This window comes from Halocalculus aciditolerans (genome assembly GCF_014647475.1).
GTDB lineage: Archaea > Halobacteriota > Halobacteria > Halobacteriales > Halobacteriaceae > Halocalculus > Halocalculus aciditolerans.
On record NZ_BMPG01000001.1, the window covers coordinates 467,679 to 489,447 of the forward strand.

At 68.7% G+C, this 21,769-nt stretch carries 25 protein-coding genes and 2 tRNA genes; 12 read left to right on the plus strand and 15 right to left on the minus strand.

Features of this window, described 5'->3' with window-relative positions; all coding sequences use genetic code 11:
• Positions 1-78: 78 nt before the first annotated feature.
• Genes IEY26_RS02315 through IEY26_RS02325 form a run of 3 tightly spaced genes read right to left on the minus strand, consistent with a single transcriptional unit; the run spans position 79 to position 3,139 of the window.
• Positions 79-1,101: an ABC transporter ATP-binding protein gene (locus tag IEY26_RS02315; RefSeq protein WP_229773892.1), complete on the minus strand. Its 1,023-nt coding sequence runs from the start codon at positions 1,099-1,101 to the stop codon at positions 79-81.
• Entirely contained in the window at positions 1,089-2,060 is a 972-nt protein-coding gene (locus tag IEY26_RS02320; protein ID WP_188975439.1) for an ABC transporter permease, read from the minus strand. Before IEY26_RS02320 ends, IEY26_RS02315 begins: the two co-directional genes overlap by 13 nt.
• Positions 2,060-3,139: a substrate-binding domain-containing protein gene (locus tag IEY26_RS02325; protein ID WP_188975441.1), complete on the minus strand. Its 1,080-nt coding sequence runs from the start codon at positions 3,137-3,139 to the stop codon at positions 2,060-2,062. Before IEY26_RS02325 ends, IEY26_RS02320 begins: the two co-directional genes overlap by 1 nt.
• 64 nt (positions 3,140-3,203) lie before the next feature.
• Between IEY26_RS02325 and IEY26_RS02330 the strand changes: the two genes are divergently transcribed.
• The 3 genes from IEY26_RS02330 (at position 3,204) to IEY26_RS02335 (ending at position 5,520) form a co-directional block, all read left to right on the plus strand.
• Positions 3,204-3,884 carry a TOBE domain-containing protein gene (locus tag IEY26_RS02330; RefSeq protein ID WP_188975443.1) on the plus strand — a complete coding sequence of 227 codons (681 nt, stop codon included), beginning with the start codon at positions 3,204-3,206 and terminating at the stop codon, positions 3,882-3,884.
• Between the two features lie 236 nt (positions 3,885-4,120).
• A complete protein-coding gene (locus IEY26_RS17635) occupies positions 4,121-4,243 on the plus strand; it encodes a hypothetical protein (RefSeq protein WP_255594979.1) in 123 nt (40 codons plus the stop codon).
• On the plus strand, positions 4,240-5,520 hold the full coding sequence (locus IEY26_RS02335) for an RNA-guided endonuclease InsQ/TnpB family protein (protein ID WP_188975445.1): 1,281 nt from the start codon (positions 4,240-4,242) through the stop codon (positions 5,518-5,520). Before IEY26_RS17635 ends, IEY26_RS02335 begins: the two co-directional genes overlap by 4 nt.
• Positions 5,521-5,531: 11 nt before the next feature.
• Here IEY26_RS02335 and IEY26_RS02340 read toward each other — a convergent pair whose 3' ends face one another.
• The 4 genes from IEY26_RS02340 to IEY26_RS02355 form a co-directional block, all read right to left on the minus strand.
• Positions 5,532-5,822: a hypothetical protein gene (locus IEY26_RS02340; protein ID WP_188975446.1), complete on the minus strand. Its 291-nt coding sequence runs from the start codon at positions 5,820-5,822 to the stop codon at positions 5,532-5,534.
• The gene (locus tag IEY26_RS02345; RefSeq protein ID WP_188975448.1) at positions 5,823-6,689 is read right to left on the minus strand and encodes a dihydrodipicolinate synthase family protein; all 867 of its coding nucleotides are present in this window, start codon (positions 6,687-6,689) and stop codon (positions 5,823-5,825) included.
• A gap of 335 nt (positions 6,690-7,024) precedes the next feature.
• Positions 7,025-7,096, minus strand: a tRNA-Thr gene (locus tag IEY26_RS02350).
• A 43-nt stretch (positions 7,097-7,139) separates the two neighbouring features.
• Complete coding sequence (locus IEY26_RS02355; RefSeq protein ID WP_188975450.1) at positions 7,140-7,778, minus strand: DUF7114 family protein; 639 nt, start codon at positions 7,776-7,778, stop codon at positions 7,140-7,142.
• 60 nt (positions 7,779-7,838) lie between these two features.
• Here IEY26_RS02355 and IEY26_RS02360 point away from each other — a divergent pair, with 60 nt between their 5' ends.
• Positions 7,839-8,519, plus strand: a complete 681-nt coding sequence (locus IEY26_RS02360) for an enoyl-CoA hydratase/isomerase family protein (protein ID WP_188975452.1) — start codon at positions 7,839-7,841, stop codon at positions 8,517-8,519.
• Between the two features lie 6 nt (positions 8,520-8,525).
• On the opposite strand, the gene IEY26_RS02365 is transcribed toward IEY26_RS02360, so the two are convergent.
• Positions 8,526-9,404: an NAD+ synthase gene (locus tag IEY26_RS02365; RefSeq protein WP_188975454.1), complete on the minus strand. Its 879-nt coding sequence runs from the start codon at positions 9,402-9,404 to the stop codon at positions 8,526-8,528.
• 116 nt (positions 9,405-9,520) lie between these two features.
• On the opposite strand from IEY26_RS02365, the gene IEY26_RS02370 reads away from it, so the two are divergent.
• Both IEY26_RS02370 and IEY26_RS02375 read left to right on the plus strand, forming a co-directional pair.
• Positions 9,521-9,591: transfer RNA gene (locus IEY26_RS02370), tRNA-Gly, on the plus strand.
• Positions 9,592-10,317: 726 nt separating this feature from the next.
• Positions 10,318-10,728, plus strand: a complete 411-nt coding sequence (locus tag IEY26_RS02375) for a hypothetical protein (RefSeq protein ID WP_188975456.1) — start codon at positions 10,318-10,320, stop codon at positions 10,726-10,728.
• Here IEY26_RS02375 and IEY26_RS02380 read toward each other — a convergent pair.
• Positions 10,725-11,609 carry an acyltransferase gene (locus IEY26_RS02380; protein WP_188975458.1) on the minus strand — a complete coding sequence of 295 codons (885 nt, stop codon included), beginning with the start codon at positions 11,607-11,609 and terminating at the stop codon, positions 10,725-10,727. The two genes, IEY26_RS02375 and IEY26_RS02380, sit on opposite strands and share 4 nt — an antisense overlap.
• A gap of 102 nt (positions 11,610-11,711) precedes the next feature.
• Between IEY26_RS02380 and yciH the strand changes: the two genes are divergently transcribed.
• Positions 11,712-11,999: a stress response translation initiation inhibitor YciH gene (yciH, locus tag IEY26_RS02385; protein WP_188975460.1), complete on the plus strand. Its 288-nt coding sequence runs from the start codon at positions 11,712-11,714 to the stop codon at positions 11,997-11,999.
• A gap of 261 nt (positions 12,000-12,260) precedes the next feature.
• Here the strand turns inward: yciH and IEY26_RS02390 are convergent, their stop codons facing one another.
• A complete protein-coding gene (locus IEY26_RS02390; RefSeq protein WP_188975462.1) occupies positions 12,261-12,599 on the minus strand; it encodes a cupin domain-containing protein in 339 nt (112 codons plus the stop codon).
• A gap of 99 nt (positions 12,600-12,698) precedes the next feature.
• Here IEY26_RS02390 and IEY26_RS02395 point away from each other — a divergent pair, with 99 nt between their 5' ends.
• Positions 12,699-13,223, plus strand: coding sequence for a DUF5817 domain-containing protein (locus IEY26_RS02395; RefSeq protein WP_188975464.1), 525 nt, complete (start codon positions 12,699-12,701; stop codon positions 13,221-13,223).
• Position 13,224: 1 nt separating this feature from the next.
• On the opposite strand, the gene IEY26_RS02400 is transcribed toward IEY26_RS02395, so the two are convergent.
• Both IEY26_RS02400 and hmgA read right to left on the minus strand, forming a co-directional pair.
• Positions 13,225-13,365 carry a hypothetical protein gene (locus IEY26_RS02400; protein WP_188975466.1) on the minus strand — a complete coding sequence of 47 codons (141 nt, stop codon included), beginning with the start codon at positions 13,363-13,365 and terminating at the stop codon, positions 13,225-13,227.
• Positions 13,366-13,504: 139 nt separating this feature from the next.
• Positions 13,505-14,719 (minus strand): hydroxymethylglutaryl-CoA reductase (NADPH), encoded by a 1,215-nt coding sequence (gene hmgA / locus IEY26_RS02405; protein ID WP_188975468.1) that lies wholly within the window; start codon positions 14,717-14,719, stop codon positions 13,505-13,507.
• A 90-nt stretch (positions 14,720-14,809) separates the two neighbouring features.
• On the opposite strand from hmgA, the gene IEY26_RS02410 reads away from it, so the two are divergent.
• Complete coding sequence (locus IEY26_RS02410; protein WP_188975470.1) at positions 14,810-15,181, plus strand: hypothetical protein; 372 nt, start codon at positions 14,810-14,812, stop codon at positions 15,179-15,181.
• 76 nt (positions 15,182-15,257) lie between these two features.
• The gene (locus IEY26_RS02415) at positions 15,258-16,772 is read left to right on the plus strand and encodes an amidohydrolase (protein ID WP_188975472.1); all 1,515 of its coding nucleotides are present in this window, start codon (positions 15,258-15,260) and stop codon (positions 16,770-16,772) included.
• 65 nt (positions 16,773-16,837) lie between these two features.
• On the opposite strand, the gene IEY26_RS02420 is transcribed toward IEY26_RS02415, so the two are convergent.
• Positions 16,838-17,785 (minus strand): ABC transporter substrate-binding protein, encoded by a 948-nt coding sequence (locus tag IEY26_RS02420; protein WP_326838271.1) that lies wholly within the window; start codon positions 17,783-17,785, stop codon positions 16,838-16,840.
• On the opposite strand from IEY26_RS02420, the gene IEY26_RS17725 reads away from it, so the two are divergent.
• Positions 17,784-18,023, plus strand: a complete 240-nt coding sequence (locus tag IEY26_RS17725; protein WP_326838272.1) for a hypothetical protein — start codon at positions 17,784-17,786, stop codon at positions 18,021-18,023. The genes IEY26_RS02420 and IEY26_RS17725 overlap by 2 nt on opposite strands.
• 200 nt (positions 18,024-18,223) lie before the next feature.
• Here the strand turns inward: IEY26_RS17725 and gpmI are convergent, their stop codons facing one another.
• On the minus strand, positions 18,224-19,774 hold the full coding sequence (gene gpmI, locus IEY26_RS02425) for a 2,3-bisphosphoglycerate-independent phosphoglycerate mutase (RefSeq protein WP_188975476.1): 1,551 nt from the start codon (positions 19,772-19,774) through the stop codon (positions 18,224-18,226).
• 125 nt (positions 19,775-19,899) lie between these two features.
• On the opposite strand from gpmI, the gene IEY26_RS02430 reads away from it, so the two are divergent.
• Entirely contained in the window at positions 19,900-21,132 is a 1,233-nt protein-coding gene (locus IEY26_RS02430; RefSeq protein ID WP_188975478.1) for a DNA double-strand break repair nuclease NurA, read from the plus strand.
• Positions 21,133-21,421: 289 nt separating this feature from the next.
• On the opposite strand, the gene IEY26_RS02435 is transcribed toward IEY26_RS02430, so the two are convergent.
• A complete protein-coding gene (locus IEY26_RS02435; RefSeq protein WP_188975480.1) occupies positions 21,422-21,757 on the minus strand; it encodes a DUF7113 family protein in 336 nt (111 codons plus the stop codon).
• Positions 21,758-21,769 lie beyond the last annotated feature (12 nt).

Below are 21,769 nucleotides of genomic sequence, written 5' to 3' on the forward strand. Positions count from 1 at the left end.
CCGCCGTGACGTCGTCGAGCGAGACGTCGTATTCGCTCGCGCGTTCGAACAACTCCGCCCACGAGGACTGCGGGTCGCTCATACCTCCGCTTCGCCCTCCTCCGGTTTGGCCCTGTCCCTCGGGACGTGGAGCGCGCCGGCGGCGAAGGAGACGGAAACGCGCTCCCCGCCGGGCGGTTCGGCCGCGAAGGCGTCGAGGCGCGTTCCGGCGTCGTCGAGCGCGACCGTCACGCGGTACGCGGCGTCCTCGCGAACGACGCGCTCCACGGCCGCGGACAGCACACCCGATTCACCGGCGTCCGCGCTGGCCGGGTCGAGCGTGACGTGCTCGGGGCGGACGACGACGCGTTCGCCAGCGGGGAGCCTCGCTGTCACGGCGTCGGGGAGGGAATCTCGGGTGAGGACGTTCGCGCCGGTGAAGCGCGCGACGAACGCGGAGCCCGGGCGCTCGAATATCTCGTCGGGGGTTCCGACCTGTTGGAGCTCCCCGCCGTGCATGACGGCGACGCGGTCGCCGAGCGCGCGTGCGGTCGTCCGGTCGTGCGTGACGTACACGGCGGTTTCGCCGTCGAGGACGTCGAGGAGGACGCGGCGGAGCGCGTCGCGCGTCGGCGCGTCGAGCGCGGAGAGCGGTTCGTCGAGGAGGAAGACGTCGGGGCGGACGGCGAGCGCGCGGGCGAGCGCGACCCGCTGGGACTCCCCGCCGGAGAGCGTGTCGGGCGAGCGTTCTGCGAGGTCGGCGACGCCGAGCGCGTCGAGCACGTCGTCGGCATCCCGCGGGTTCTCGTGGTATCTCGCGCCGAACGCGACGTTCTCCGCGACGGTCATGTGCTCGAAGAGCGCGTAGTTCTGGAAGACCATCCCCGTTCCTCGTTCTTCCGGCGGGGCGTCGACGAGGTCGACGCCGTCGAGGCGCACGTGTCCGTCGGCGTCGTGGAAGCCCGCGACGAGTTCGAGGAGGAGGGACTTCCCGGACCCCGACGGGCCGAGCACGACGAGCGTCTCCCCGCGCTCGACGGTGAGGTCGGCGGTGACGGTGAACGCTTCGTCGGCGTCGGTGAACGTCCCCGTGACGTCGACGTCGAGGGTCACGTCGACCACGCTCCGCGCGTCCCGGTGAGGGTTCTGACGGCGAGGAAGACGACGACGCAGACGCAGAGCAGGAGGACGGCGACCGAGACGGCCGACTCGAAGTTCACGTCGAGCTGGCGCACGACGAACACGGAGCCGAACATCCCCTGGACGCGCTCGCCGGCGGGCGGGTAGAAGAAGGAGACGTTGTAGGCGACGACGGCGACCGCGCCGTACTCGGAGACGGCGCGCGCCCACGAGAGCACCGCGCCGGAGACGAGCCCGCGGAGCGCCAGCGGGAGCGTCACCCGCCGGAACGTCTCGACCCTGTTTGCCCCGAGCGAGCGCGCGGCCCGCTCGACGTTCTCGTCGACGGCTTCGAACCCCTCGCGCGCGCCGTTCACCATGTAGGGCGCGGAGACGAACGCGAGCGCGAGCACGAGCCCCGGCATCGCCCCGAGGACGGGCACCGTGGGGAAGGCGTGCCCGCTCCCGAAGGCGAGGAGGACGGCGAGCCCGGCGACGGAGTGCGGGACGACGAGCGGGAGGTCGACGAGCGCGGCGACGACGGCCTGCCCGCGGAACCCCCGGCGGAGGAGGAGCGCGAGCGGGACGCCGAGGACGAACGCGAGCAGCGTGGCGAGCAGCGGGGCGTAGACGGAGAGGTAGAGCGTCCGCAGGACCGCGGGGTCGGTGGCGTTCGAGAGAATCGCGGCGGGCGACGTGAAGGTGACGAGCGCGGCGAGCGGGTAGGCGAGCGCGACGACGAGCGCGCCGCCGAGGAGCGCGGCGGCGACGCCGAACGCGCCCCGGTTCGTCCGCCAGCCGAGCACGCCCGCGCTCGCGACGGCGAAGACGACGTACCACGTCGGCCGGTCGAGGACGGTGGCGACGGTGAACGCCGCGAGCTGGACGCCGGCGACGGCGAGGACGAGCACGCGCGCGTCGAGGCGGCCCGCCGACCGCGCGCCCGCGAACGCCCCCGCCATCAGAGCGCCATCGGGCCGAGCGACGACTCGACTGACGCGTGCGCCAGCACGCGGTCGGGGACGGCGTCGGCGTGCGATTCGGGGACGACGGCCGCGTCGAGCGCCACGAAGCCGTTCGCGTCGAGCGCGCTCTGGCCGTCGCCGAGCAGGTATTCGACCCACCGCGCCCCCCACTCGGGGTGTTCGGCGGTGCTCGGCACAGTGACGCCGTAGGCGATGGGGGAGCCGGTGTAGGTCGTTCCGCCGGCGTCGACGCTCGCCTTCGCGTAGTGTTCGGCGTACGCGCTCGTCGCCTTCGAGAGGTCGACTTCCGGCTGGAGGTCGACCGTCTGCACGCCGTGGCTCTCGCCGGCGGACTCGTACCCCCACGCGTAGTCGAGCTTCCCCGAGCGCAGCTGCCCGATGAGGTCAACCTCGTCGCTCGACGGATTCGTCGCGTTCGCCTTCATCGCGTCCCGCGCCGCCTCGTCGTAGAGCGCGTCGCCCTCGAAGGGAATCGCGCCGAGGTCCATCGCCATCAGCGACCGGTAGCCGTTCGGGTCGACGGCCGGGTCGGAGTGGCCCACGGTGACGTCCTCTCTGGCGAGCACGTCCCACCACGTGTCGGGCCCGAACTCGTCGGCGTACTTCGAATCCTCCGTGTACGCGAGCGTCATCGCGTTCGTCGCGACGATGGCGTACCAGTCGCCGTAGTCGGGGAGGAGGTCGTCGCGGAGCAGGCGGAAGTCGGCGACGGCGAGGACGTCCGCCGCGCGGTGGGGCGGCTGCGTCACCTTCTTCGTCGACCGAACCGACCCCGCGGACTCCTGCGTGACGCGCGCGTCGTACGCGCTCGTGAAACCCGCTTCGAGGTCGTCGAACGCCACCGTGAGGCTCCCCGCGTGGAAGACCGTCACCGCCCCCGTCCCGCCGGCGCTCGTCACATCCGTCGCGCTCGTCGAATCCGTCGTGTCCGCGCCGTCAGTCGCAGTCTCGGTCGCCCCGCCACTCGCGCTCCCGCCGGTGCAGCCGGCGAGCCCGAGCGCCGCCGCACCGCCGGCGGTCGCGAGGAACGCTCGCCGAGACCGTTGTTCCGACATAGGTACATCGATATTCTGCGGCCTGCGACATAACGGTTTTGCAGGCGCGCGCCCACGTTCGGGTATGGACGCCGGGTTCGACGCGCGCCTCCGAAGCTCGGGCGTCGCCTTCGACGACCGCGACGCGACGCTCCTCCGCGCCATCGACAGCCACGGCTCGCTCTCCGGCGCGGCCGACGCCCTCGGCCGCTCCTACGCCCGCTCCCACACCCGCCTCACCGAACTGGAGGACGCCTTCGGGTCACTCGTCGAGCGCACCCGCGGCGGCGCGGACGGCGGCGGCAGCCGCCTCACCGAGAACGCCCGCGACCTCCTCGCGCGCTTCGACCGCCTCCAGGCCGGCTACCACGCCATCGCCACCGTCCGCGAAGCCGTCCTCCACGGCACCGTCGCCTCCCGCGACGGCGAACTCGGCGTCGTCGAAACAGGGGCAGGGAGCGTCCGCGCGCTCGTCCCCCCGGACGCCGAGTCGGTGACGCTCTCCGTCCGCGCCGACGCCGTCACCCTCCACGCCCCCGACGACTCACCCGAACCTGACGCCACCAGCGCCCGCAACCGATTCCCCGCCACTGTCACCGCCGTCGACCGCGGCGAAGCCGTCGTCGCCGTCACCCTCGACTGCGGCGGCGAAACCCTCTACGCCCTCGTCACCGCCGACAGCGCCGACCGCCTCGACCTCGCCGCCGGCGTCGACGTCGTCGCGAGCTTCAAAGCCACCGCCACTCACGCGACCCGCGCCGAATAACCGAAAGAACGAGTCAGTTTGTTTCCTGAATTGAGGCGCTAAGGCCCCTTCCTCAACGAGCGACTGAAGGGCGCGAGTAGGGAGGGGATACAGCGTTGACGAGACGCTCCGCGTCTCGTCCGCACACGAGAGTTTTGCTCTCGTGAACGCCGCACGGTTCTCAAACACATTCGACACTCGGCCCACAGGCCCACGCAATCGCAACTGTTTAGTACGCATTTTGCATAATTTATTGTGTGGCAACGCGCAAGACCATCTCTATCCGCGACGACCAAGAGGAGTGGATTCAGGAAAATCACCTGAGTCTGTCCTCGTTCGTCCAAGAGAAGCTTGACGAACTCATCGAAGAACGCTCGTGAACTACAACTACAGGTATCGACTCCGACCGTCCGACGCTCTCGCAGAACAGTTAGCGTGGACTGTCGATACCTGTAGGCAGGTCTACAACCACTTCCTTCACCGGCTCAACCGTACCGACGATACTTCGGCATACAGTGAACAGAAGCTTCTGCCGAGTCTCAAAAAGTGGTGGAACGACCTGCAAAGCGTTCACTCGAAAGTCCTTCAGAAAGTCGTACAACGCCTGTACGACAACCTCTCGACGCTTCGTGGTCGTAAAGAGAACGGCTACCGCGTCGGCCAACTCAAGTGGAAGGCACCGGGCGAGTACCGTAGTTTCACCTACAGTCAATCCGGCTTCAAGCTCAAGAACACGACCGGTCGGACGCGACTGTGGCTCTCGAAACTCGGAGAAATCCCGCTCACCTTCCACCGCGACCTCCCTGACGACGCCGAAATCAAGACTGTCACCGTCAAGCAGGAACTGACCGGCAAATGGTACGCTATCCTCGGTGTCGAAACCCCCGACGACCCGCCGGAGAAACCGGAGAATCCCGAGAAGTGCGTCGGTATCGACGTAGGTATCTTGAAGTACGCCCACGACACAGACGGCACGGCAGTCGAATCCCTCGACCTCTCTGACGAGCGCGAGCAGTTGGAACGCGCACAGCGCGACCTCTCGCGGAAGGAACACGGTTCCGCGAATTGGGAGAAACAGCGCCGCGTCGTGGCCGAACGCCACGCTGAGTTGAAGAACAAGCGGCGTGACTTCCTCCACAAGCTCTCGAACTACTACGCACGGGAGTACGACCTCGTGGCCGTGGAGGATTTGGACGCGAAGGGTTTGGTCGAACTGCCGGGCAACTCGCGGAATCGAGCGGGTGCGGCGTGGGGGACGTTCCTGCGGATGGTCGAATACAAGTGCGAACGCGAAGGAACGTATTTCGTCGCCGTGAATCCGCGTGGAACAACAAAAGAGTGTGCGGCCTGCGGTGTTTCGACGGAGAAGCCGCTGTGGGTCCGTGAACACTCCTGTCCTGCCTGCGGGTTTGAGGCGGATAGAGACGCGAACGCGGCGTGGAACATCCTTTCTCGCGGTATCAAGAAGCGGTTAGGAGCGGGACGCTCCGAATCAACGTCCCCAGAAATCGAAGATTTCTGGTGTGCGAACGAATCGCAGAGCGATTCGTTAACGCCTGTGGAGACTGCGCTCCCTGTGTCCTCCGTGGTGGATGCAAAGCGCGTCGTGGAAACAGGAAGCCCCACCCTCAAGCGCGAGCCGTCAGGCGAGCGGTAGGGTGGGGTAGTTCACTCGTCGGTGTTTCTGGTTCGCCACCAACGGACGCCGAGGGCGGTGGCGGCGACGAGGCTGACGATAGCGACGGCGTCGAGGGCGACGTCGAGCGCGCCGGTCGTGTAGTCGCCGAGTCGGTTGAGGCTGTAGGCGAACCAGACGAGGGAGACGGCGGCCCAGCCGTCGGTCGCGCGGCGGGTGCGCGTGCCGATGCGGTAGCGGTAGAGCGTGCCGGCGAGGATGAGCGCCCACGCGAGCGCGAGCGCGGCGTCGATTCCCCACGGCGGGAGGCCGAAGACCGCCATCTAGGGGAGGGCGGCGTCGACGAGGGTTTCGACGCGCTTCGTCGCGTCCGCGCCGAGGGGGCGGAAGGGCCTGCGGACGTGGCCGGCGGGCGCGTCCCGGTAGCGCATCGCGGCCTTCAGTCCGGGGACGCCGTACTCGCTCGTGACGGCGCGGTTCAAGTCGACGAGCCGGCTGTTCAGCTGGCGGGCTTCCTCGTCCTTTCCGGCGCGGTGGAGTTCGTATATCTCCTTCACGCGCTCCGGGACGACGTTCCCGAGCGCCATGATGCCGCCGTCCGCGCCGGCGTCGAGCGCGGGCGCGAACACGCTCCCCGACCCCGTGAACAGCTCGAACTCGGGGGCGTAGTCGCGCTCGCGCTGGAGCGTTTCGAGGTCGCCCGAGGAGTCCTTCATCCCGACGACGTTCTCGTGCTCGGCGAGCGACTCCACCGTCCGCGGGTCGAGTTTCACGTTCGTGTACGCCGGCACGCTGTAGAGGTAGACCGGCGCGGACACCGCGTCCGCGACGTCCCGGTAGTACGCCGCGAGCGACGACTCGTCGTGCGTGTAGTAGAACGGCGTGACGACGAGCACGCCGTCCGCGCCCGCTTCGGCCGCGCGCTCCGACTGCTCGACGGTCGCCTTGAACCCCGGATGCCCCGTCCCCGCGAGCACCGCCACGCCGTCCGGCGCGGCGTCCACCACGGTCTCGATGACGCGAGCGCGCTCGTCGGCGGTCAGTAACTCCGCCTCGCTGTTCGACCCGCAGGGCACCAGGAAGTCGATACCGCGCTCCGTCACCCACTCCGTCACCGCCGCGAGCGCGTCGACATCCAGTTCGCCCGACTCGTCGAACGGCGTCGCCAGCGGCACACCAGTCCCGTTCATACCCGGGAACTCACTCCCCGAACAGTTATAGTATCCTTTGTCTCTCCGACTCACGTCAGACAGACGCAAGCGCCGATTTCGAGGCGCACACGTCCGTCTGACGAACTTTTACTTACCTCCGGCTCTACCCCGAGAGTGGGTACGCACCAGACTGCTGTTTCGTTCCCATCCACTCGCGTACCCTATTCCCCACACGCTCTTCACGCCCCGAGAGCGACCGCCACCGCGCTCCCGACGCGGTCGCTCCCGCTCTTCACGGACGAATCGCTCTGACTTCGCTCCACTCCGTTTTCGACGTCGACGGCGTCGCGACTACGAGGCGTGAGAACGGGAGAAGCCTAGGCCGGAATTTGAATCCGGGGTCTCGTCCTTACCAAGGACGCGCTTTACCGCTAAGCTACCCAGGCGCGCATTCTCTGGTAGTCGGAGTATGTCTTTATGCGTTTCGATTCAGGGGTCAGTCGCAGAGGGCTTGGCGGTGTCGGCGGGGGTGATGGTGCGGCGCATCACGTCGACGACGTTCTCGGGGAGGGCGTCCGCGGCGGGCGGGAGCGGGCGGCCGGTGGCGCGGGCGAGGCCGGCGGTGTACTGCTTGAGGGCGAGCGGCGTGGTGCGGTCGGCGGCGCTCGCGCCGGCTTCCGCGGCGAGTTCGAAGACGGTGACTTCGAGCGTGGCGTCGTCGCTGCCGGAGTGCTCGCGGCCGAACGTCCGCACGACGTCGACGGCGGCGGCGGACGCTTCGGTCTCGGCGAGGAGCCGGAAGCCCTTGGCGACGAGGACGTCCGCGGCGACGACGTCGAGGTCGGCGGGGAGGTCTTCGGACTCGTCCTCGGTCACCCACGGCTCGTCGAGGACGAGGTCACGCGTCAGCCGGAGGCCCTCGTAGACGAGCTGGACGCCGGCGGCGCGCTCTGCGAGCTCCGCGCTGACGCCGGTGACGCCGCAGGCGCGCGCGGCGAACAGCGTGAGGGCACCGGGCGTCATCGACGCCGAGTCGAGTCGGTCGTCGATGGCACGTCGAAGGGCTGGGGGGGAGACGTCCGAAACCGCGTTTCGAGCGGCTGTACGGGCCCGTTCGGCCTCTTCCATTGCCCACTTTTTGGGCTGGGAACGGCAAAGACCTTTGGAAACCCCGTGCGAGAGAGCGGTGTGATTCGGACGCGCCGCGACGGCGACGTGCTGGCAGTGACGCTCGACCGACCGGACCGCCGGAACGCGCTGACACCCGACGCGCTCGCCGACCTCGAACGCGTCGTCACGGACGCGGACGCGCCCGTCGCGTTCCTCTCGGGCGCGGGGTCGGCGTTCTGCGCTGGCGCGGACCTCGGCGTCGTCCGCGGCCTCCGCGGCGACCCCGACGCGGCCGACGCGTTCGCGCGCCGCGGTCAGCGGACGATGAACGCTATCGAGGACTCCGATTCGGTCGTCGTCGCCGGCGTCGACGGCCCGGCGCGAGGCGGCGGCGTGGAACTTGTCCTCGCCTGCGACGTCGCGGTCGCCGCGCCGAACGCGTCGTTCGCGGAGACCGGCGCGCGCATCGGCCTGTTCGGCGCGTGGGGCGGCACGCGCCGCCTCCCGCTCGCGGTCGGCGCGACCGCCGCCCGCGACCTCTCCTTCTCCGCGCGGACTATCGACGCCGCCGAAGCCCGCGATCTCGGCCTCGTCACGCGCGTCGTCGACGACCCGCGAACGGTCGCCCACGACATCGCCGAGAACGACCCGGCCGCGCTCAGCGAACTCGGCACGCTCCTCCGGGACACGACGGACCGCGCGGCGAGCGACGACGCCGAAGCCGCCGCGTTCGCGCGCCTGCTCGCAGAACCCGAGTAAGTCGAGTTAGAAGAGGGGGTCGGGCGCGGGCGGGACCTGGCGTTTGTGCTCGCTCTTCGCGTGGAGGTCGGCGACGTGCTCGACGTTCTCCAGCGTCGTGTCGGCGATGCGCGCCGTCGCCTCCGCCGGCACGTGCCCGTCGATGTGCAACGCGATGATCGCGTCGAGCGTGTCGTAATCCATCCCGATCTCTTCTTCGTCCGTTTGGCCGGCCCAGAGGCCCGCTGTCGGCGTCTTCGTCACGAACTCCTCGCGGACGCCGAGGTCGCGCGCGAGCTGGCGGACCTGCTGTTTGTAGAGGTTCCCGATCGGATGGCAGTCCACCGCGCCGTCCCCGTACTTCGTGAAGTAGCCGATGGCGGCCTCCGTCCGGTTCCCCGTACCGAGCACCATCGCGCCCTGGTGGTTCGCAACCAGATAGTTCACGACCGCGCGGGTCCGCGCCCGAGCGTTCCCCACCGCGAGCCGGTCGTCCTCCGCCTCCGGGAACGTGTCCAGCAGCGTGTTCACGAACGGATTGATCTCCACGACGTCGAAGGAGATACCGAGGTCCTCTGCGAGCACCTCCGCGTCGCTCATGTTCTCTTCTGTCGACACTGCCCCCGGCATCACGAGCCCGTGGACGTTCTCCGCGCCGAGCGCCTCCACCGCCAGCGACGCCGTCGACGACGAATCGATGCCGCCCGAGAGCCCCAGCACGACCTCGTCGACGCCCGCCGCGTCCGTCTGCTCCCGGATGAACGACACGAGGTGGTCGCGCACGTCCGCGAGCTCGTCCTCCGAGAACCGGAGGTCCACCGGCTCAATCTGACCCGGCTCGACGGACGGATCCGTTTCAATCTGACCCGGTTCGGCAGACGGGTCCGTTTCAGTATCCTTCGTCATCACCGGCGATTCGCCCGCCGCCGACTAAAAGCCACTCGCCACCCCGGAGTTTCCGGACGAACGTCCACCTCGAAGCGCTACGTTCAAGTGCCGCCGTCGGATACTTTCAGACGCGAGCACCGGTGGTCTAGTGGCAGGACATGAGCTTCCCAAGCTCATAGCCCGGGTTCAACTCCCGGTCGGTGCATTTTCTGCCCGAACGCAGTGAGGGTGAAAATCCTCTCGGGAGTGAATCAGGGAGCAGCTCTGCTGCGACCGTGGTTCAACTCCCGGTCGGTGCACTTCTACTGCGAGCGAACGTGTTGAGCGAATGCGTTCGCTTCTAGTCGCTGTAGTCGCCGTCGCCGATGACGTCGACGTGCCGTCGGGGTGGAGTTCGAGTCGGTCGGGGGCCGGCGAGGAGGGGCCGGCGAGGGGTGCGACGGCGACCGTCGCCGCGAGGAGCAGGCGTGTTCGCCGCGTGTCGAGCGCCGTCTCCCCTCCGAGGTGGGTCGCGTGCGCGATGAGCGTGCGGTCCGTGGCGCGTCGGTCAAATCGGCGTTTGAGTCTGGGGTGGGTTGATGCCGTTCGCCGGCTAAGTCGTGAGTGCGCAGCGCGCGCACTTGCTTCGGCCCTCCCGACGGCTTTGCCGTCTGACTCTTCTCTCGCGGTTCTGTCGTTCGGTTCGTTTAGCGGCGCTCGTCGCGTCTTTCGCCTCGTGTCCGCTCCCTGAAATCGAACGCCAAACTTGAAGGCCCTTGGATCTCAAGGCTGCGTTGGGTTTTGGTGGTTCCGACGTGAACCCCAACCCAATCCCCCTGGGTGAGGCGTTTTCCCCCTGCCTCGCCCTTCCCCCCTTCGAGACTGTCCGGACCCCGCTAGCGCCGGGTGTGTCGCCGCGACACTTTTGCCGGCGGCGGCGGTCCACTCACTCGTGTCGTCTCCCAGTGCTGCCGCGCAGTCGTTCACCGTCGACGAGCACGCGGCCGTCATCGCAGCCATCGACCGGTGTGCGGACGCGGTCGTCGAATCCTGGGACGCCGCGTCGGTCACGGACGGCGCGGCGGTCGTCGGCCCGCTCCGCGCGTGCCTCGCCGAACACGGCGTCCTCGACGCGCTGACAGCCGTGCTGGCTGACGCGGTGGAAGCCGCGGGATACACGCTGCGTGCGACCCCGGTCGCCGCGCCGCCCTACGTCGTCGTGACGAGCCGCGGCCCCGTCTGCCGCGCCACCGTCGCCGACGGCCGCCTCCTCCTGCGCTTTCGGGCGTTCGAACTGACCGACGAGAACGAGTACGTGCGCGGTCGCTCGGGCGACGCGATGCTCGACGTCGACCTCGTTTAGGAGCGGCCGAACTCGTCGAAGACGTCGACGTCGTCGGGGACGGTGCTGTCGAGTTTCCGCTCGGCCTTGCGGTCGCGGTCGCCGGCGTCGAGCGGCACCGCGTCGTCCTCGAACCCGGGCTTCACGCGAACGCTCTTCGCGGGCGACCCGACCGCGACGTGGTGTGCGGGCACGTCCTCCTGTGCGATGGCGCGCGCGCCGACGATGCTGTTCCGCCCGATCCGCACGCCGGCTCGGACCATCGCGCCCTGCGTGACGCGCGCGTCGTCCTCCACGATAGTGTGGAAGTTCTCCACCGCGGTCTGGTCGACGATGTCGTGGTCGTGCGTGTAGACGTGCGCGTTGTCGCTGATGGAGACGCGGTCGCCGACGGTGAGCTTCCCGCGGTCGTCTAAGTGGACGCCGTCGTGGATGACGACGTTGTCGCCCAGCTCGATGTTGTGTCCGTAGGTCATCGAGATACCCTTGAACAGCCGGAGGTTGTCGCCGGCGTCCGCGAAGAGGTGGTTCGCGAGCATCTGCCGGAAGCGCAGCGCGAACTCGATGTTGTCCGCGAGCGGCGTGTCGTCGAACTGCCGCCACAGCCACTGGAGCGGCTTCGACGCCGCGAACGCCTCTTCGTCTTTCTCCGCGTAGTACTCGGACTCCAGCGTGGCGTTCCGCGGGTTGTAGTTCCGGAACCGCGCCTCCTCGGCGCGCGACACCGACGCGCCGTTCTTCCACGCCTCGAACGCGTCCCGGTCACCGTTCAAATCCACGAGAACGTCCTCGACGACCGCCGCCGTGTCCTCGTCGCCGGCGAGCCGGTCGTCCACCGTCTCGACGAACCCTCGGAGCGTCGTCTCCGCGTCCGCTGGCAGTGAGACGTGTCGCTTAGTCATACCCCGAGAATTCCACGCGCCCGCCCATAGGGGTTTCCGTCCACGACTTTCCCGCCGCTTCGGCCACACAGCTTCTTGTGCCCGGCCACCGCACGTCCACGTATGGCCGACGACGACGTCTTCGAGAACGTCCCCGACGTCGGGGAGGACCTCGCCCGCGCCGAGCAACGCCTCACCGTTCGCGTCGAACGCCGCACCTACAACAAACCCGTCACCGTCGTCGAGGGCTTCGATCCCGACGCCGTCGACGTCAGAGACATCGGCACCCAGCTGAAGAAGCGACTCGGAGCCGGCGGCACGGTGAAAGACACCAGCGTCGAAGTCCAGGGCGACCACGAAGACCGCGTCCGCGACATCCTCACCGAGATGGGCTTCGCGGTCGAAGACTGACCCGCCGAGGACTCCTCAATCGGACGGCTGCCTATCGGGCGACGACCGCCCGGGCTCACGAGTCGCGACTGCTCCTTCGCCTTCCCGGAGTGCTCGCTCCTCGCTCCGTTGTACGGGCGACCCCCGAGTCGCCCGTACGGCAAGCGGGACGCACGGCGTCCCGCTCTGCTCGTCGCTCCGAACCGCGTGGCTCGCGGCTTCGCCGCTCGCTTCTCCGTGGTTCTCGCTCGGCCGCCCGTGGCGGCCTCGCTCCGAACCGCGTTACTCCTGCCAGTCTGGGTTCGCCCGCGGCGGGCTGAAGATGTCGACGCCGAGGACGGGGTCGTCGCCTTCGTTGACGACGCCGTGGGATTCGCCGCCGGGGATGACGTAGGACTCCTCGCTCGCGACGACGTGCTCTTCGCCGTCGACGCGGAAGGTGAGCGCGCCCTCGTAGATCCAGCCGGCTTGCTCGTGGGGGTGGTCGTGGGCGGGGACTTCCGCGCCGGATTCGATGTGGAAGTACTGGACGCTCATCTCGTCGCCGACGGCGAGCTGGGCGAGGTGGACGCCGGGGACGGCTTCGACGATTTCGACTTCCGAGAGGTCGACGGTCTCCATACTCGCGTATCTCCCTCGTCGGGCTTAGGCGTGTGGGAGGAGGTAACGCGCTCGCGGTGCGGGACGAAGGTTGAAACGCGAGGAGGGCGGAGTTCGGGTATGTACGCGGTCGTCGGATGCCGGGAGTGCAGTAACCTCTGGGTCGTCGAGGGGCGGCCGAAGACCACGCAGTGTCCGCGCTGCGGGCACCGGCGGGCGTGGGAGAAGCTGAAGAAGTTCGTGACGACGGAGGACAAAGCGCACGCGGTGGAGGTCCGCGCGTCGATGCTGGCGAACCGCTCCGGGCACGGCGAGGCGTTCGCGGAGATGGACTCTTTCGACGCGCTCGAATCGCAGGCGGAGGAGGCCGTAGTGAGTGACGACGAGTACCTGGAGGGCTCCGGGCTCGACGCCGACGCGGTCGCGGTAGCTGGGGAGCGCGCTGGCTCGGGCGGCGGCGGGTCGCGCAGTCGGACGGAGACCGTGAAGGACGCGGTCCGCGAGCTCGACGAGCCGACGGCTGACGCCGTCGCCGCCTACTGCGAGGAACATGGCGTCGACGGCGGGTGGGCGCGCGAAGCCCTCGAACGGTTCGCGCGCCGCGGCGAGATGACCGAATCCCGCGGCGTCTACCGCGTCCTCTGACTCAGCCGCCGAGCGCCTGCCAGAGCGTCACGGCGAGGACGATGATGGTGAGGACGAGTTTCATCACGCGGAGCGCGCGGACCACGGGATCGCGGTCCGGGTTCTGTGGGGGTCTGCCGCCGTCGAGCGGGAGTTGACGCATAGCCGGACGTTCTACCCAGTTTCTGGTAAACCTCGGCCACGCGCGGAGTGAAAGTGAAAGTGGAGTGCGGGACGGGGGCTTTCAGAAACGGCGTCGGAATGAGGCTCGTCACCGCCGGCTCCACCCCGAAACGACGGGTCTAGCGGCCGAGGTCCTGGTGGGCGCTGGAGAGGTGGCGGGAGGCGAGGGCGGAGAGGAGGCTGAGTTCGCCCGCGAGCGCCCCAGTGGTAATACATTCGGCGAGGGCGTCGGCGTTGCTGCCGGCGGGGTCGCCGCCGCCCGCGTAGCCGAGGACGTCGAGGCCCTCGGACTGCGTGGGGAGTTTGGTGCCGCCGCCGACGGTCCCGACCTCCAGAGAAGCGATGGAGACGGAGCAGTAGAGGTCGCCGTCCTCGGTGACGTCGGCGGTCGTGATGGCGTTCGCGCCTTCGACGACCTGGGCCTCGTCCTGGCCGGTGGCGAGGAACATGGCGGCGACGACGTTGGCGACGTGGGCGTTGAACCCGAGGCTCGCGGCTTTCGCGGAGCCGACGAGGTTCTTCCGCGTGTTGAGCTCGGCGACGGCTTCCGGGGTGGTGTGGAGCCGGTCTTCGACGACGTCGCGGGGGACGGTGACGTCGGCGGTGACGGAGCGCCCGCGGCCCTCGACGGCGTTGACGGCGGCGGGTTTCTTGTCCGCGCAGAGGTTGCCGGAGAGCGCGACGAGCGAGGCGTCGGTGTGTTCCTCGACGACGTCGCAGGCCTCGCCGGTCGCGATGGTGGCCATGTTCATCCCCATCGCGTCCTTGGTGTCGTAGCGGAAGCGGAGGTAGACGGAGTTCCCGACGACGTACGGCGTGACGTCGAGGAGCTCGCCGTGACTCGTCGTCGCCTCGGCGGCCTCGCGGAGTTCCTCCTCGTTGTCGCGCACCCAGGAGACGAGGGCTTCGGCCTCGACGACGTCGGCGACGCGGAAGACCGGCGCGCGCGTCATCCCGGACTTCGTCACTCTCGCGCTCGCCCCGCCGGCGGCGTTCAGAACGCTGCAGCCCCGGTTCACGGACGCGAGGAGCGCGCCCTCGGTCGTCGCGATCGGGAGGTAGTGGTCGCCCTCTGCGGCCGCGCCGTTCACCGTGACGGGGCCGGCGACGCCCATCGGCACCTGAATCGCGCCGACCATGTTCTCGATGGCGGACTCCGCGGCGGTCGCCGGGAACGTGTACGAGCCGACTTCGTCGAGGCTCGCGCCGGACTGTGCTTCGACGAGGCGGCGGCGGACCGCGGTCGCCGTGTCCGCGTCCACGTGGTCTTCGAGCTCGTGCAGTCGGAGGTCACCGTCGCGCACCCGGTCGGCAAGGTCCGAAACCTCGGTCATACCGCACCGTCCGCGGCCGACGTCCCTAAACCTCCCCGTTTCTCGTCCGCCGGCCGCCACCCGTATACTCCCGTCCCGCGAACGGCGCGTATGGCTCTCCTGTCGCGTCTCGCCCGCGTCGGCGTCTGCTTCGCCCTCACCGCCTTCCTCGTGATGCCGGTCGCCGCCACCGTCTCCGTCGGCACGACCACCCGCCTCCTCTCCTACACCTCCCTCCTCGCCTTCGTCGCGCTCCCCGCCGCCGTCGCCCTCGCCGAAGGCTTCGACGCGCCGACGCCGCGCGTCTGGCGGACGCTCCTCGTCTTCGTCGCCGCCGGCCTCGCGTTCGGCGTCGCCGGCACCGCCCTCCTCAACGCCGTCGCCGTCACCGGCCGCGCCCGCGACGCCCTCGTTCTCGCGCCCGCCTACGCCCTCACCTACCTCATCGGGTGGCGCGCCTGGACTCCCGAACCACTCGCCTGACCGAGTCGCCGGCGCTGCGCGCGACGGCCCGCCGCATCCCGGAGGTTTATCCTCGCGCCCCGCCCTCGACTCCACTATGACCGCTCCAGCGGACCGCGTCTTCCTCGACGGCGAGGTCCACACGCTCGGCACGCCCGACAAGACCTACGAAGCCGTCGCGGTGCGCGACGGCCGCGTCGTCCGCCTCGCAGACACCTACGAGGTCGAGTTCCTCGTCGGCGCGGAAACAGAGGTCATCGACCTCGACGGCCGCGTCCTCCTCCCCGGCTTCGTCGACGCGCACGTCCACATGACGACCGTCGGCCAGCACGCCGTCCACGCCGACCTCCGCGGCGCGGAGAGCCTCGACGACGCCCTCGCGCGCCTCAGAGAGCGCGCCCGCCACGCCGACGAGTGGATCCTCGGCTACGGCTTCGACGAGTCCACGTGGCCCGACGGCCGCATCCTCACCAGCGACGACCTCGACGGCGTCTCCACCGACCGCCCCGTCGTCGCCTTCCGCGAGGACCTCCACACCGCCGCCGTGAACTCCGTCGTCCTCGACGAGTACGGGAACGAGATGCCGGACGCCGACGTCCGCGAGAACGGCGTCATCGTCGAGGACGCCGTCAACGTCGTCACCGAACGCGTCGAACCAAACCGGACGGAAGCGAGGGAGCTCCTCCGCGAAGCCCAGCGCGAAGCCCACAGTCGGGGCATCACCGCCGTCCACGACATGGTGCGGAAGAGCCGCGCGCCCGCCGCCTACCGCGCGCTCGACGCCGCCGGCGACCTCAGGCTCCGCGTCCGCCTCAACTACTGGGCGGACCACCTCGACGCCGTCCGCGAACTCGGCCTCGCCACGAACTGGGGGAGCGAGAACCTCCGCGTCGGCGCGATCAAATCCTTCACTGACGGGAGTCTCGGCGGCCACACCGCGAAGCTCTCCTTCGACTACGCCGACGCCGACGGCGAGCGCGGCACGTGGGTCGTCGACCCCGAGGAGCTCGACGAGATCGTTCAGGAAGCCGACCGACAGGGCCTCCAGGTGACCGCGCACGCCATCGGCGACGAGGCCGTCGACGCCGTCCTCGACGCCTACGAAGCCACCGAAAACCCAGGGAAGAGCCGCCACCGCATCGAGCACGCCGAACTCGCCTCGGACGACGCCATCGAGCGCATGGCCGACCTCGGCGTCGTCGCCTCGATGCAGCCGAACTTCCTCAAGTGGTCGCATCCGGGTGGGCTCTACGACGACCGCATCGGCGCGGAGCGCCGCGACACCCACAACCGCTACCCCGCCTATCTCGACGCGGGCGTTCCGCTCGCCTTCGGCAGCGACTCGATGCCTCTCGACCCTCTCCTCGGCGTCCACGAAGCCACCCACCCGCCCGAGGAGACCCAGGAACTCAGTGTGACAGAAGCTCTCCGCGCCTACACGTCTGGCGCGGCCTACGCCGGCTTCGACGAGGACCGCATGGGCACCATCGAGGAGGGCTACCTCGCGGACTTCGTCGCCCTCGACCGCTCCCCCTGGGACGTCGACGACATCGAACACGTCCCCGTCGCCTTCACCGTCGTCGACGGCGACATCGTCTACGACGCCCGCTAGGAGTCGGTTTGCGTCGCTCGGTCGGAACCGACACCGTGTCCAACAGAGTGGTGACGGCGAGCGGATTAGCTGTCGCCGTTGATGATGTCGGCGACGCGCTGGCGGTCGAAGAGCTGTTCCTCCTCGGGGATCTCGGGGTAGTCCTCGCCGTCGACGTATCCGGGCCACTCGCCGAGCTGTTCGGGGTAGAGCTGCTTGGCGGTCATCTCCAGCTGGAAGAGGTTCGCTATCGGCCCCTGGTATCTGACGCCCTGTGCGTAGATGCGGTCGTTCTTCGCCGCCGAAATCGTCCGCCCGACCGGGTCGTCCTGGAACCGCTTTTTCGTCTCCGCGATGCTGTAGCTCGACGCGAACCGGAACAGCGCGAGGATGACGTCCGGGTCCGCTTCTGCCATCGCCTCCATATCGACCTGGGCGTTCCGCTCGAAGTTCATGTCGGCGAACGCATCAACCGCACCGAGCGGACGAGTGTTTGCAGCGAGGAATCCGGGCGCGTTCAGGTGGAAGACACCGATATGATTCTCCGTCGGAAAGGTGAGCGCGACCGACGGTCGCTCGTCCTTCGGCGGGCGTTTTTCTTCCACCGTCGAAAGCAGCCGCTGGTGTTCCTCGTAGAGGGCCCGATAGTTCTCTTTTGCCTGAAACACCTCGGCCACCTTCTCGAAAATGTCCCACAACGAGTAGTACTGGTACCCATCGGCCCACTGCTTCGGTGGCGTCGAATGGGTGTTGCTGAAGTAGTTCCCGAACCACGGTGCAATCTGTTGACGGATCTCTTCGACGTCCGCCTGATCGAGAGAGTCCAACGTCGTGGCGTAGGCTGGATCGGTCAAGTGAACGTCGCTATCGAGCTCGTAGAACCCCTCTTTTCCGAGCCCCCACGAGTCTTGCAGGTTCTGCCAGTCGAACGAGACACCGTCGAGTCGAGCGTAGAAGTGGTTCAGTAACGTGCCGTGGTACTCGGGGAAGTAGATCGAGTTGATGGCGTCACTACGGCCGGCCGCAACCGCCATGTCGGCCGTGTTCGGCAGACCAGTGTACACGTTCGCTGGAGGTGCGTCGAACTCGACCGTTCCAACCGGCGACATCGTCACCGAGTATGACCGTTCGTCGGAAGCGGTCGACTCCGTCGTTTCGGTCTGCGACGACGTCGCCGGCGACGATGTCGTGCCGGTGTCGGCGGTATCGTTTGTGCTTGAACACCCCGCGAGGAGGCCGCCGCCGACGACTGTGCCGCCGTACTTCACGTAGTCTCTGCGCGTCGGCGCTTCGTGACTGCTTTCTCGCACCATGTGTTTTAGGCTAACCTAAACGACCTTCACTCTTGCGCGCTTCTGTCAACACGAGCTCATAAACTCCTCGCAGAACGATCGGGGGATGATTTCAAACCACCTCCCATCGTAGTCGGACCGGCCGAAGACGGCGGTTGTCTCGGTCGCGACCGGTCGGTCCTACCGTAGGAGGCTCTCGCCGGTCATCTCCGCGGGGACGTCGACGTCGGCGAGGTCGAGGAGGGTAGGGGCGACGTCGCGGAGCGCGCGGTCGTCGCGGATGCGTTTGCCGTCGCCGGTCCCGTCTGGCGCGAGGTAGACGCAGGGGACGGGATTGAGCGTGTGCGCGGTGTGGGGGTCTTCCGGCGTGCCCATGTCGTCGGCGTTCCCGTGGTCGGCGGTGACGACGGTGTTCGCGCCGGCGTCGGCGAGCGCGGGGAGCAGGCGGCCGAGCTGCTCGTCGACCGCCTCCACGGCGTCGACGGCGGCGTCGAAATCGCCGGTGTGGCCGACCATGTCCGCGTTCGCGTAGTTCAGCACCACGAAGTCGGGGTCCTCGCTCTCGACGACGTCGATGGCGGTGTCCGTGACCTCGCGCGCGCTCATCGCCGGCTGTTCGTCGTAGGTCTCGACGTCCGGGCTGTCGACGATTCGGCGGATTTCGCCGTCGAACTCCGTCTCCCGCCCGCCGTTGAAGAAGTACGTCACGTGCGCGTACTTCTCGGACTCCGCGAGGCGGAGCTGCGTGAGGCCGGCGTCCGCGAGCACCGCACCCGTCACGTGCTTCGGTTCGCGCGGCGGGAAGGCCACGGGCAGGTCGAACGTCTCGTCGTACGACGTCATGGTCGTCACCGCGACGTCGGGCGGCGTCGTCTCGAACGACCACTCGGGGTCGATGTCCGCGAGCATTCGGACGAGCTGGCGCGCGCGGTCCGCGCGGAAGTTGAAGAACACGACGCTGTCCCCGTCCGAGAGGCGGTCGCCGCCGCGCACGATGGTGGGTTCGACGAACTCGTCCGTCTCGCCGCGCTCGTAGGACTCTCGGACCGCTTCGTGCGCGGACTCCGCGCGATGCAGCCCGTTCCGCTTCACGATGGCGTCGTAGGCCTGCTTCGTCCGCTCCCAGTTCTGGTCTCTGTCCATCGCGTAGTACCGCCCGCAGACCGTCGCGACGTCGCCCGTGTCGTAGTTCTCCACGACTTCCTCCAGCGCGTAGAGGTAGTCTTCGCCGCCCGTCGGCGAGGTGTCGCGACCGTCCGTGAAGGCGTGCGTCGACGCCGGGACGCCGTAGTCCGCCGCGGCCTCGATGAGCGCGTGCAGGTGCTCGTGGTCCGAGTGGACGCCGCCGTCGGAGACGAGCCCCATGAAGTGGACGCGCCCCCCGCGCTCGGCGGCGTAGTCGAACGCCCCGCGGACTGCGGGGTTCTCGCGGAGTTCGTCGTCCGCGATGGCGTCCTCGATGCGCGTGTACTCTTGGTTCACGACGCGGCCCGCGCCGAGCGTGAGGTGGCCGACCTCCGAGTTCCCCATCTGTCCGCGCGGGAGGCCGACGTCGCGCCCGCTCGTCCGCAGCTGGCCGAACGCGCCCGCGTCCGCGTACCGCTCGAAGTTCGGCGTTTCGGCCGCCGTCACCGCGTTCCGCCCCCGCGCGGGGTTCGTCGGTGGGTCCGCCCGCCGCGGGTCGTCGTCCCCCAGCCCCCAGCCGTCCAGAATGACGAGTGCGCTCTTCATCTACTCCACCCTGCGGCGCGCCCGGCCAAGAGGTTTCTCACTCGAACGGCCATTCGCCGTCCGAGAACCTTCCCGTCGCCGCGAAACGCGCAGGAGTTTTGGCGGCGCGAGACCCACGATGGGGCGTGACGCTCGACCCCGTCCACTTCGACGGCATCTCGGGACTCGTCTCCCGCATCAGCCACGACATCGACGAGGCGGAACACCGCAGCGAGGCGATGCGCGCCTGGGAGTCCTTCCTCGACCCGCTCGTCGTGGACGGGGACCGCGTGCTCGAACCTCTCGACGACCTCGCGCGGTACGCCGTCGACGTCGAAACCGCCGGCGTGCAGGACGCCGCGTTCGACGCCGTCCACGGCCTCGACTCCGGGACCGTGAACCCCCGCGCGTTCAAGAACGGCATCGTCCTCGACGTCGCGCAGGCCGCGCTCGCCGTCCACCCGAGCGACGTCGACACCCACCGCGCCCGCACGGTCATCGCCACCGTCCACACGAACGACGACTCCGTCCGCCTCCAGAGCGACGACTGGCAGCGACGCGACGAGGGCTACTGGCGCGGCCGCATCTTCCGCGCGCCGAACGTCGAACGCGACGAGGAAGCCGTCGTCCACGCCCTCTCCCTCTACCTCGCCGAATCCACGCACGCGCTCGACCACGCCAGCGAGGTCTCCGACCTCCTCGTCCTCGACGGCCCGCTCTACCCGAAAATCGTCATGAACTGGCTCTCCGACCGCCGCGAGCTCGCCGCCCTCCTCGAAAAAGACCTCGTGCGCGACGTCGTCCGAAACTACCTCGAACTCGTCGAGGTCTTCGCCGAGCGCGACGTCCCGCTCTGCGGGTTCGTGAAGACCCTCGGGTCGCGCGGCGTCGTCTCGACGCTCCGCGAGAAGACCCACGCCCCGTGGACGGACGACGCCGCGTTCTTCACGCAAGTCCTCGAACGCCGCGACGCCGACGGCGACCGCGTCACCGACGACCTCACCTACACCAACTGGTTCGTCTCCAGGGTCGGTATCGACTACGAGTTCTCCGACCTCGGCGACGCCCTCGGCCTCGACCTCGACCTCGACCGCGAAGCCTACGAAGTCGCGTTCTTCGTCGTCTACGACCCCCGGACCGACACCGCGTTCAAAGTCGAACTCCCCCGCGTCTTCGCCGACGACCCCGACGTCCGCGAACGCGTCACCCGTCAGGTCGTCTCCGACGTCGCCGCGACCGCCGGCCCGCCGCTCGCCGTCAAGAAGGCCGACGAACTCGCGCGCATCGGCGCGGCCGAGAAGAACGAACTCGTCTCCGCGATGGAGACCGCCCTCGACAGCGAGTACCGACGACCGCATAACGAAGACCGGTGGGGGTAACGCGGTCGTCGCTTCAGGGCGACGACCGCGGAAAGGCGAGCGGGAGCGACCCGTGGGAGCGACACGCGAGCTACGTGGTTCGGACCGAACGACCGAAGGGAGTGAGGGAGAACCACGAGAACACGAGCGATAGCGACCCGTGAGCGACACGCGAGTAACGCTGTCCGGAAGGAGCGCGGTTCGGACTGAACGACCGAGCGAGTGAGAACCACGAAGACGCGAACGGGGAGCGGGGCGGTTCGCGGGTCTGGGGGCGGCGGGCGGGGACCGGAGGGAGCCGCGGTGGTGGTTATGGTTCGATGGTGCGTTCGACGGTGACGTCGACGTCGGTTTCGGGGATGCCGATGCGGGCGAACTGGAGGCGGACGTGGTCGCGGGCGGCGTCGATGGCTTGGTCGCGGGTGTCGAAGCCGCGGGGCATGGGGGTTTCGAAGGCGACGTGGACGTCGGTGCCGGCGATTTCTTGGACGAGACCGCCGCTTTCGACCTCGTAGAATTCGTCGCAGACCCAGACGTAGGGGGCGTCCTCGTCGGGTGCGCCCTTGAAGGAGGGCGCGTCTTCGCCGCGTTCGTAGACCGTTCCGGTGAGCGTGGTTCCTCCGGCGGACCCTTGCACCTGTAGCATGGGCGAGTCTAC

Coding starts and splice junctions, on each gene's coding strand:
- IEY26_RS02320 (WP_188975439.1), bottom strand. CDS start 2,060: ATGGCGGGGGCGTTCGCGGGCGCGCGGTCGGCGGGCCGCCTCGACGCG.
- IEY26_RS02435 (WP_188975480.1), bottom strand. CDS start 21,757: ATGCTACAGGTGCAAGGGTCCGCCGGAGGAACCACGCTCACCGGAACG.
- hmgA (WP_188975468.1), bottom strand. CDS start 14,719: ATGACCGAGGTTTCGGACCTTGCCGACCGGGTGCGCGACGGTGACCTC.
- IEY26_RS17725 (WP_326838272.1), top strand. CDS start 17,784: ATGTCGGCCGTGTTCGGCAGACCAGTGTACACGTTCGCTGGAGGTGCG.
- IEY26_RS02330 (WP_188975443.1), top strand. CDS start 3,204: ATGGACGCCGGGTTCGACGCGCGCCTCCGAAGCTCGGGCGTCGCCTTC.
- IEY26_RS02380 (WP_188975458.1), bottom strand. CDS start 11,609: ATGACTAAGCGACACGTCTCACTGCCAGCGGACGCGGAGACGACGCTC.
- yciH (WP_188975460.1), top strand. CDS start 11,712: ATGGCCGACGACGACGTCTTCGAGAACGTCCCCGACGTCGGGGAGGAC.
- IEY26_RS02390 (WP_188975462.1), bottom strand. CDS start 12,599: ATGGAGACCGTCGACCTCTCGGAAGTCGAAATCGTCGAAGCCGTCCCC.
- IEY26_RS02355 (WP_188975450.1), bottom strand. CDS start 7,778: ATGGAAGAGGCCGAACGGGCCCGTACAGCCGCTCGAAACGCGGTTTCG.
- IEY26_RS02325 (WP_188975441.1), bottom strand. CDS start 3,139: ATGTCGGAACAACGGTCTCGGCGAGCGTTCCTCGCGACCGCCGGCGGT.
- IEY26_RS02395 (WP_188975464.1), top strand. CDS start 12,699: ATGTACGCGGTCGTCGGATGCCGGGAGTGCAGTAACCTCTGGGTCGTC.
- IEY26_RS02410 (WP_188975470.1), top strand. CDS start 14,810: ATGGCTCTCCTGTCGCGTCTCGCCCGCGTCGGCGTCTGCTTCGCCCTC.
- IEY26_RS02420 (WP_326838271.1), bottom strand. CDS start 17,785: ATGGCGGTTGCGGCCGGCCGTAGTGACGCCATCAACTCGATCTACTTC.
- gpmI (WP_188975476.1), bottom strand. CDS start 19,774: ATGAAGAGCGCACTCGTCATTCTGGACGGCTGGGGGCTGGGGGACGAC.
- IEY26_RS02345 (WP_188975448.1), bottom strand. CDS start 6,689: ATGAACGGGACTGGTGTGCCGCTGGCGACGCCGTTCGACGAGTCGGGC.
- IEY26_RS02365 (WP_188975454.1), bottom strand. CDS start 9,404: ATGACGAAGGATACTGAAACGGACCCGTCTGCCGAACCGGGTCAGATT.
- IEY26_RS02340 (WP_188975446.1), bottom strand. CDS start 5,822: ATGGCGGTCTTCGGCCTCCCGCCGTGGGGAATCGACGCCGCGCTCGCG.
- IEY26_RS02415 (WP_188975472.1), top strand. CDS start 15,258: ATGACCGCTCCAGCGGACCGCGTCTTCCTCGACGGCGAGGTCCACACG.
- IEY26_RS02400 (WP_188975466.1), bottom strand. CDS start 13,365: ATGCGTCAACTCCCGCTCGACGGCGGCAGACCCCCACAGAACCCGGAC.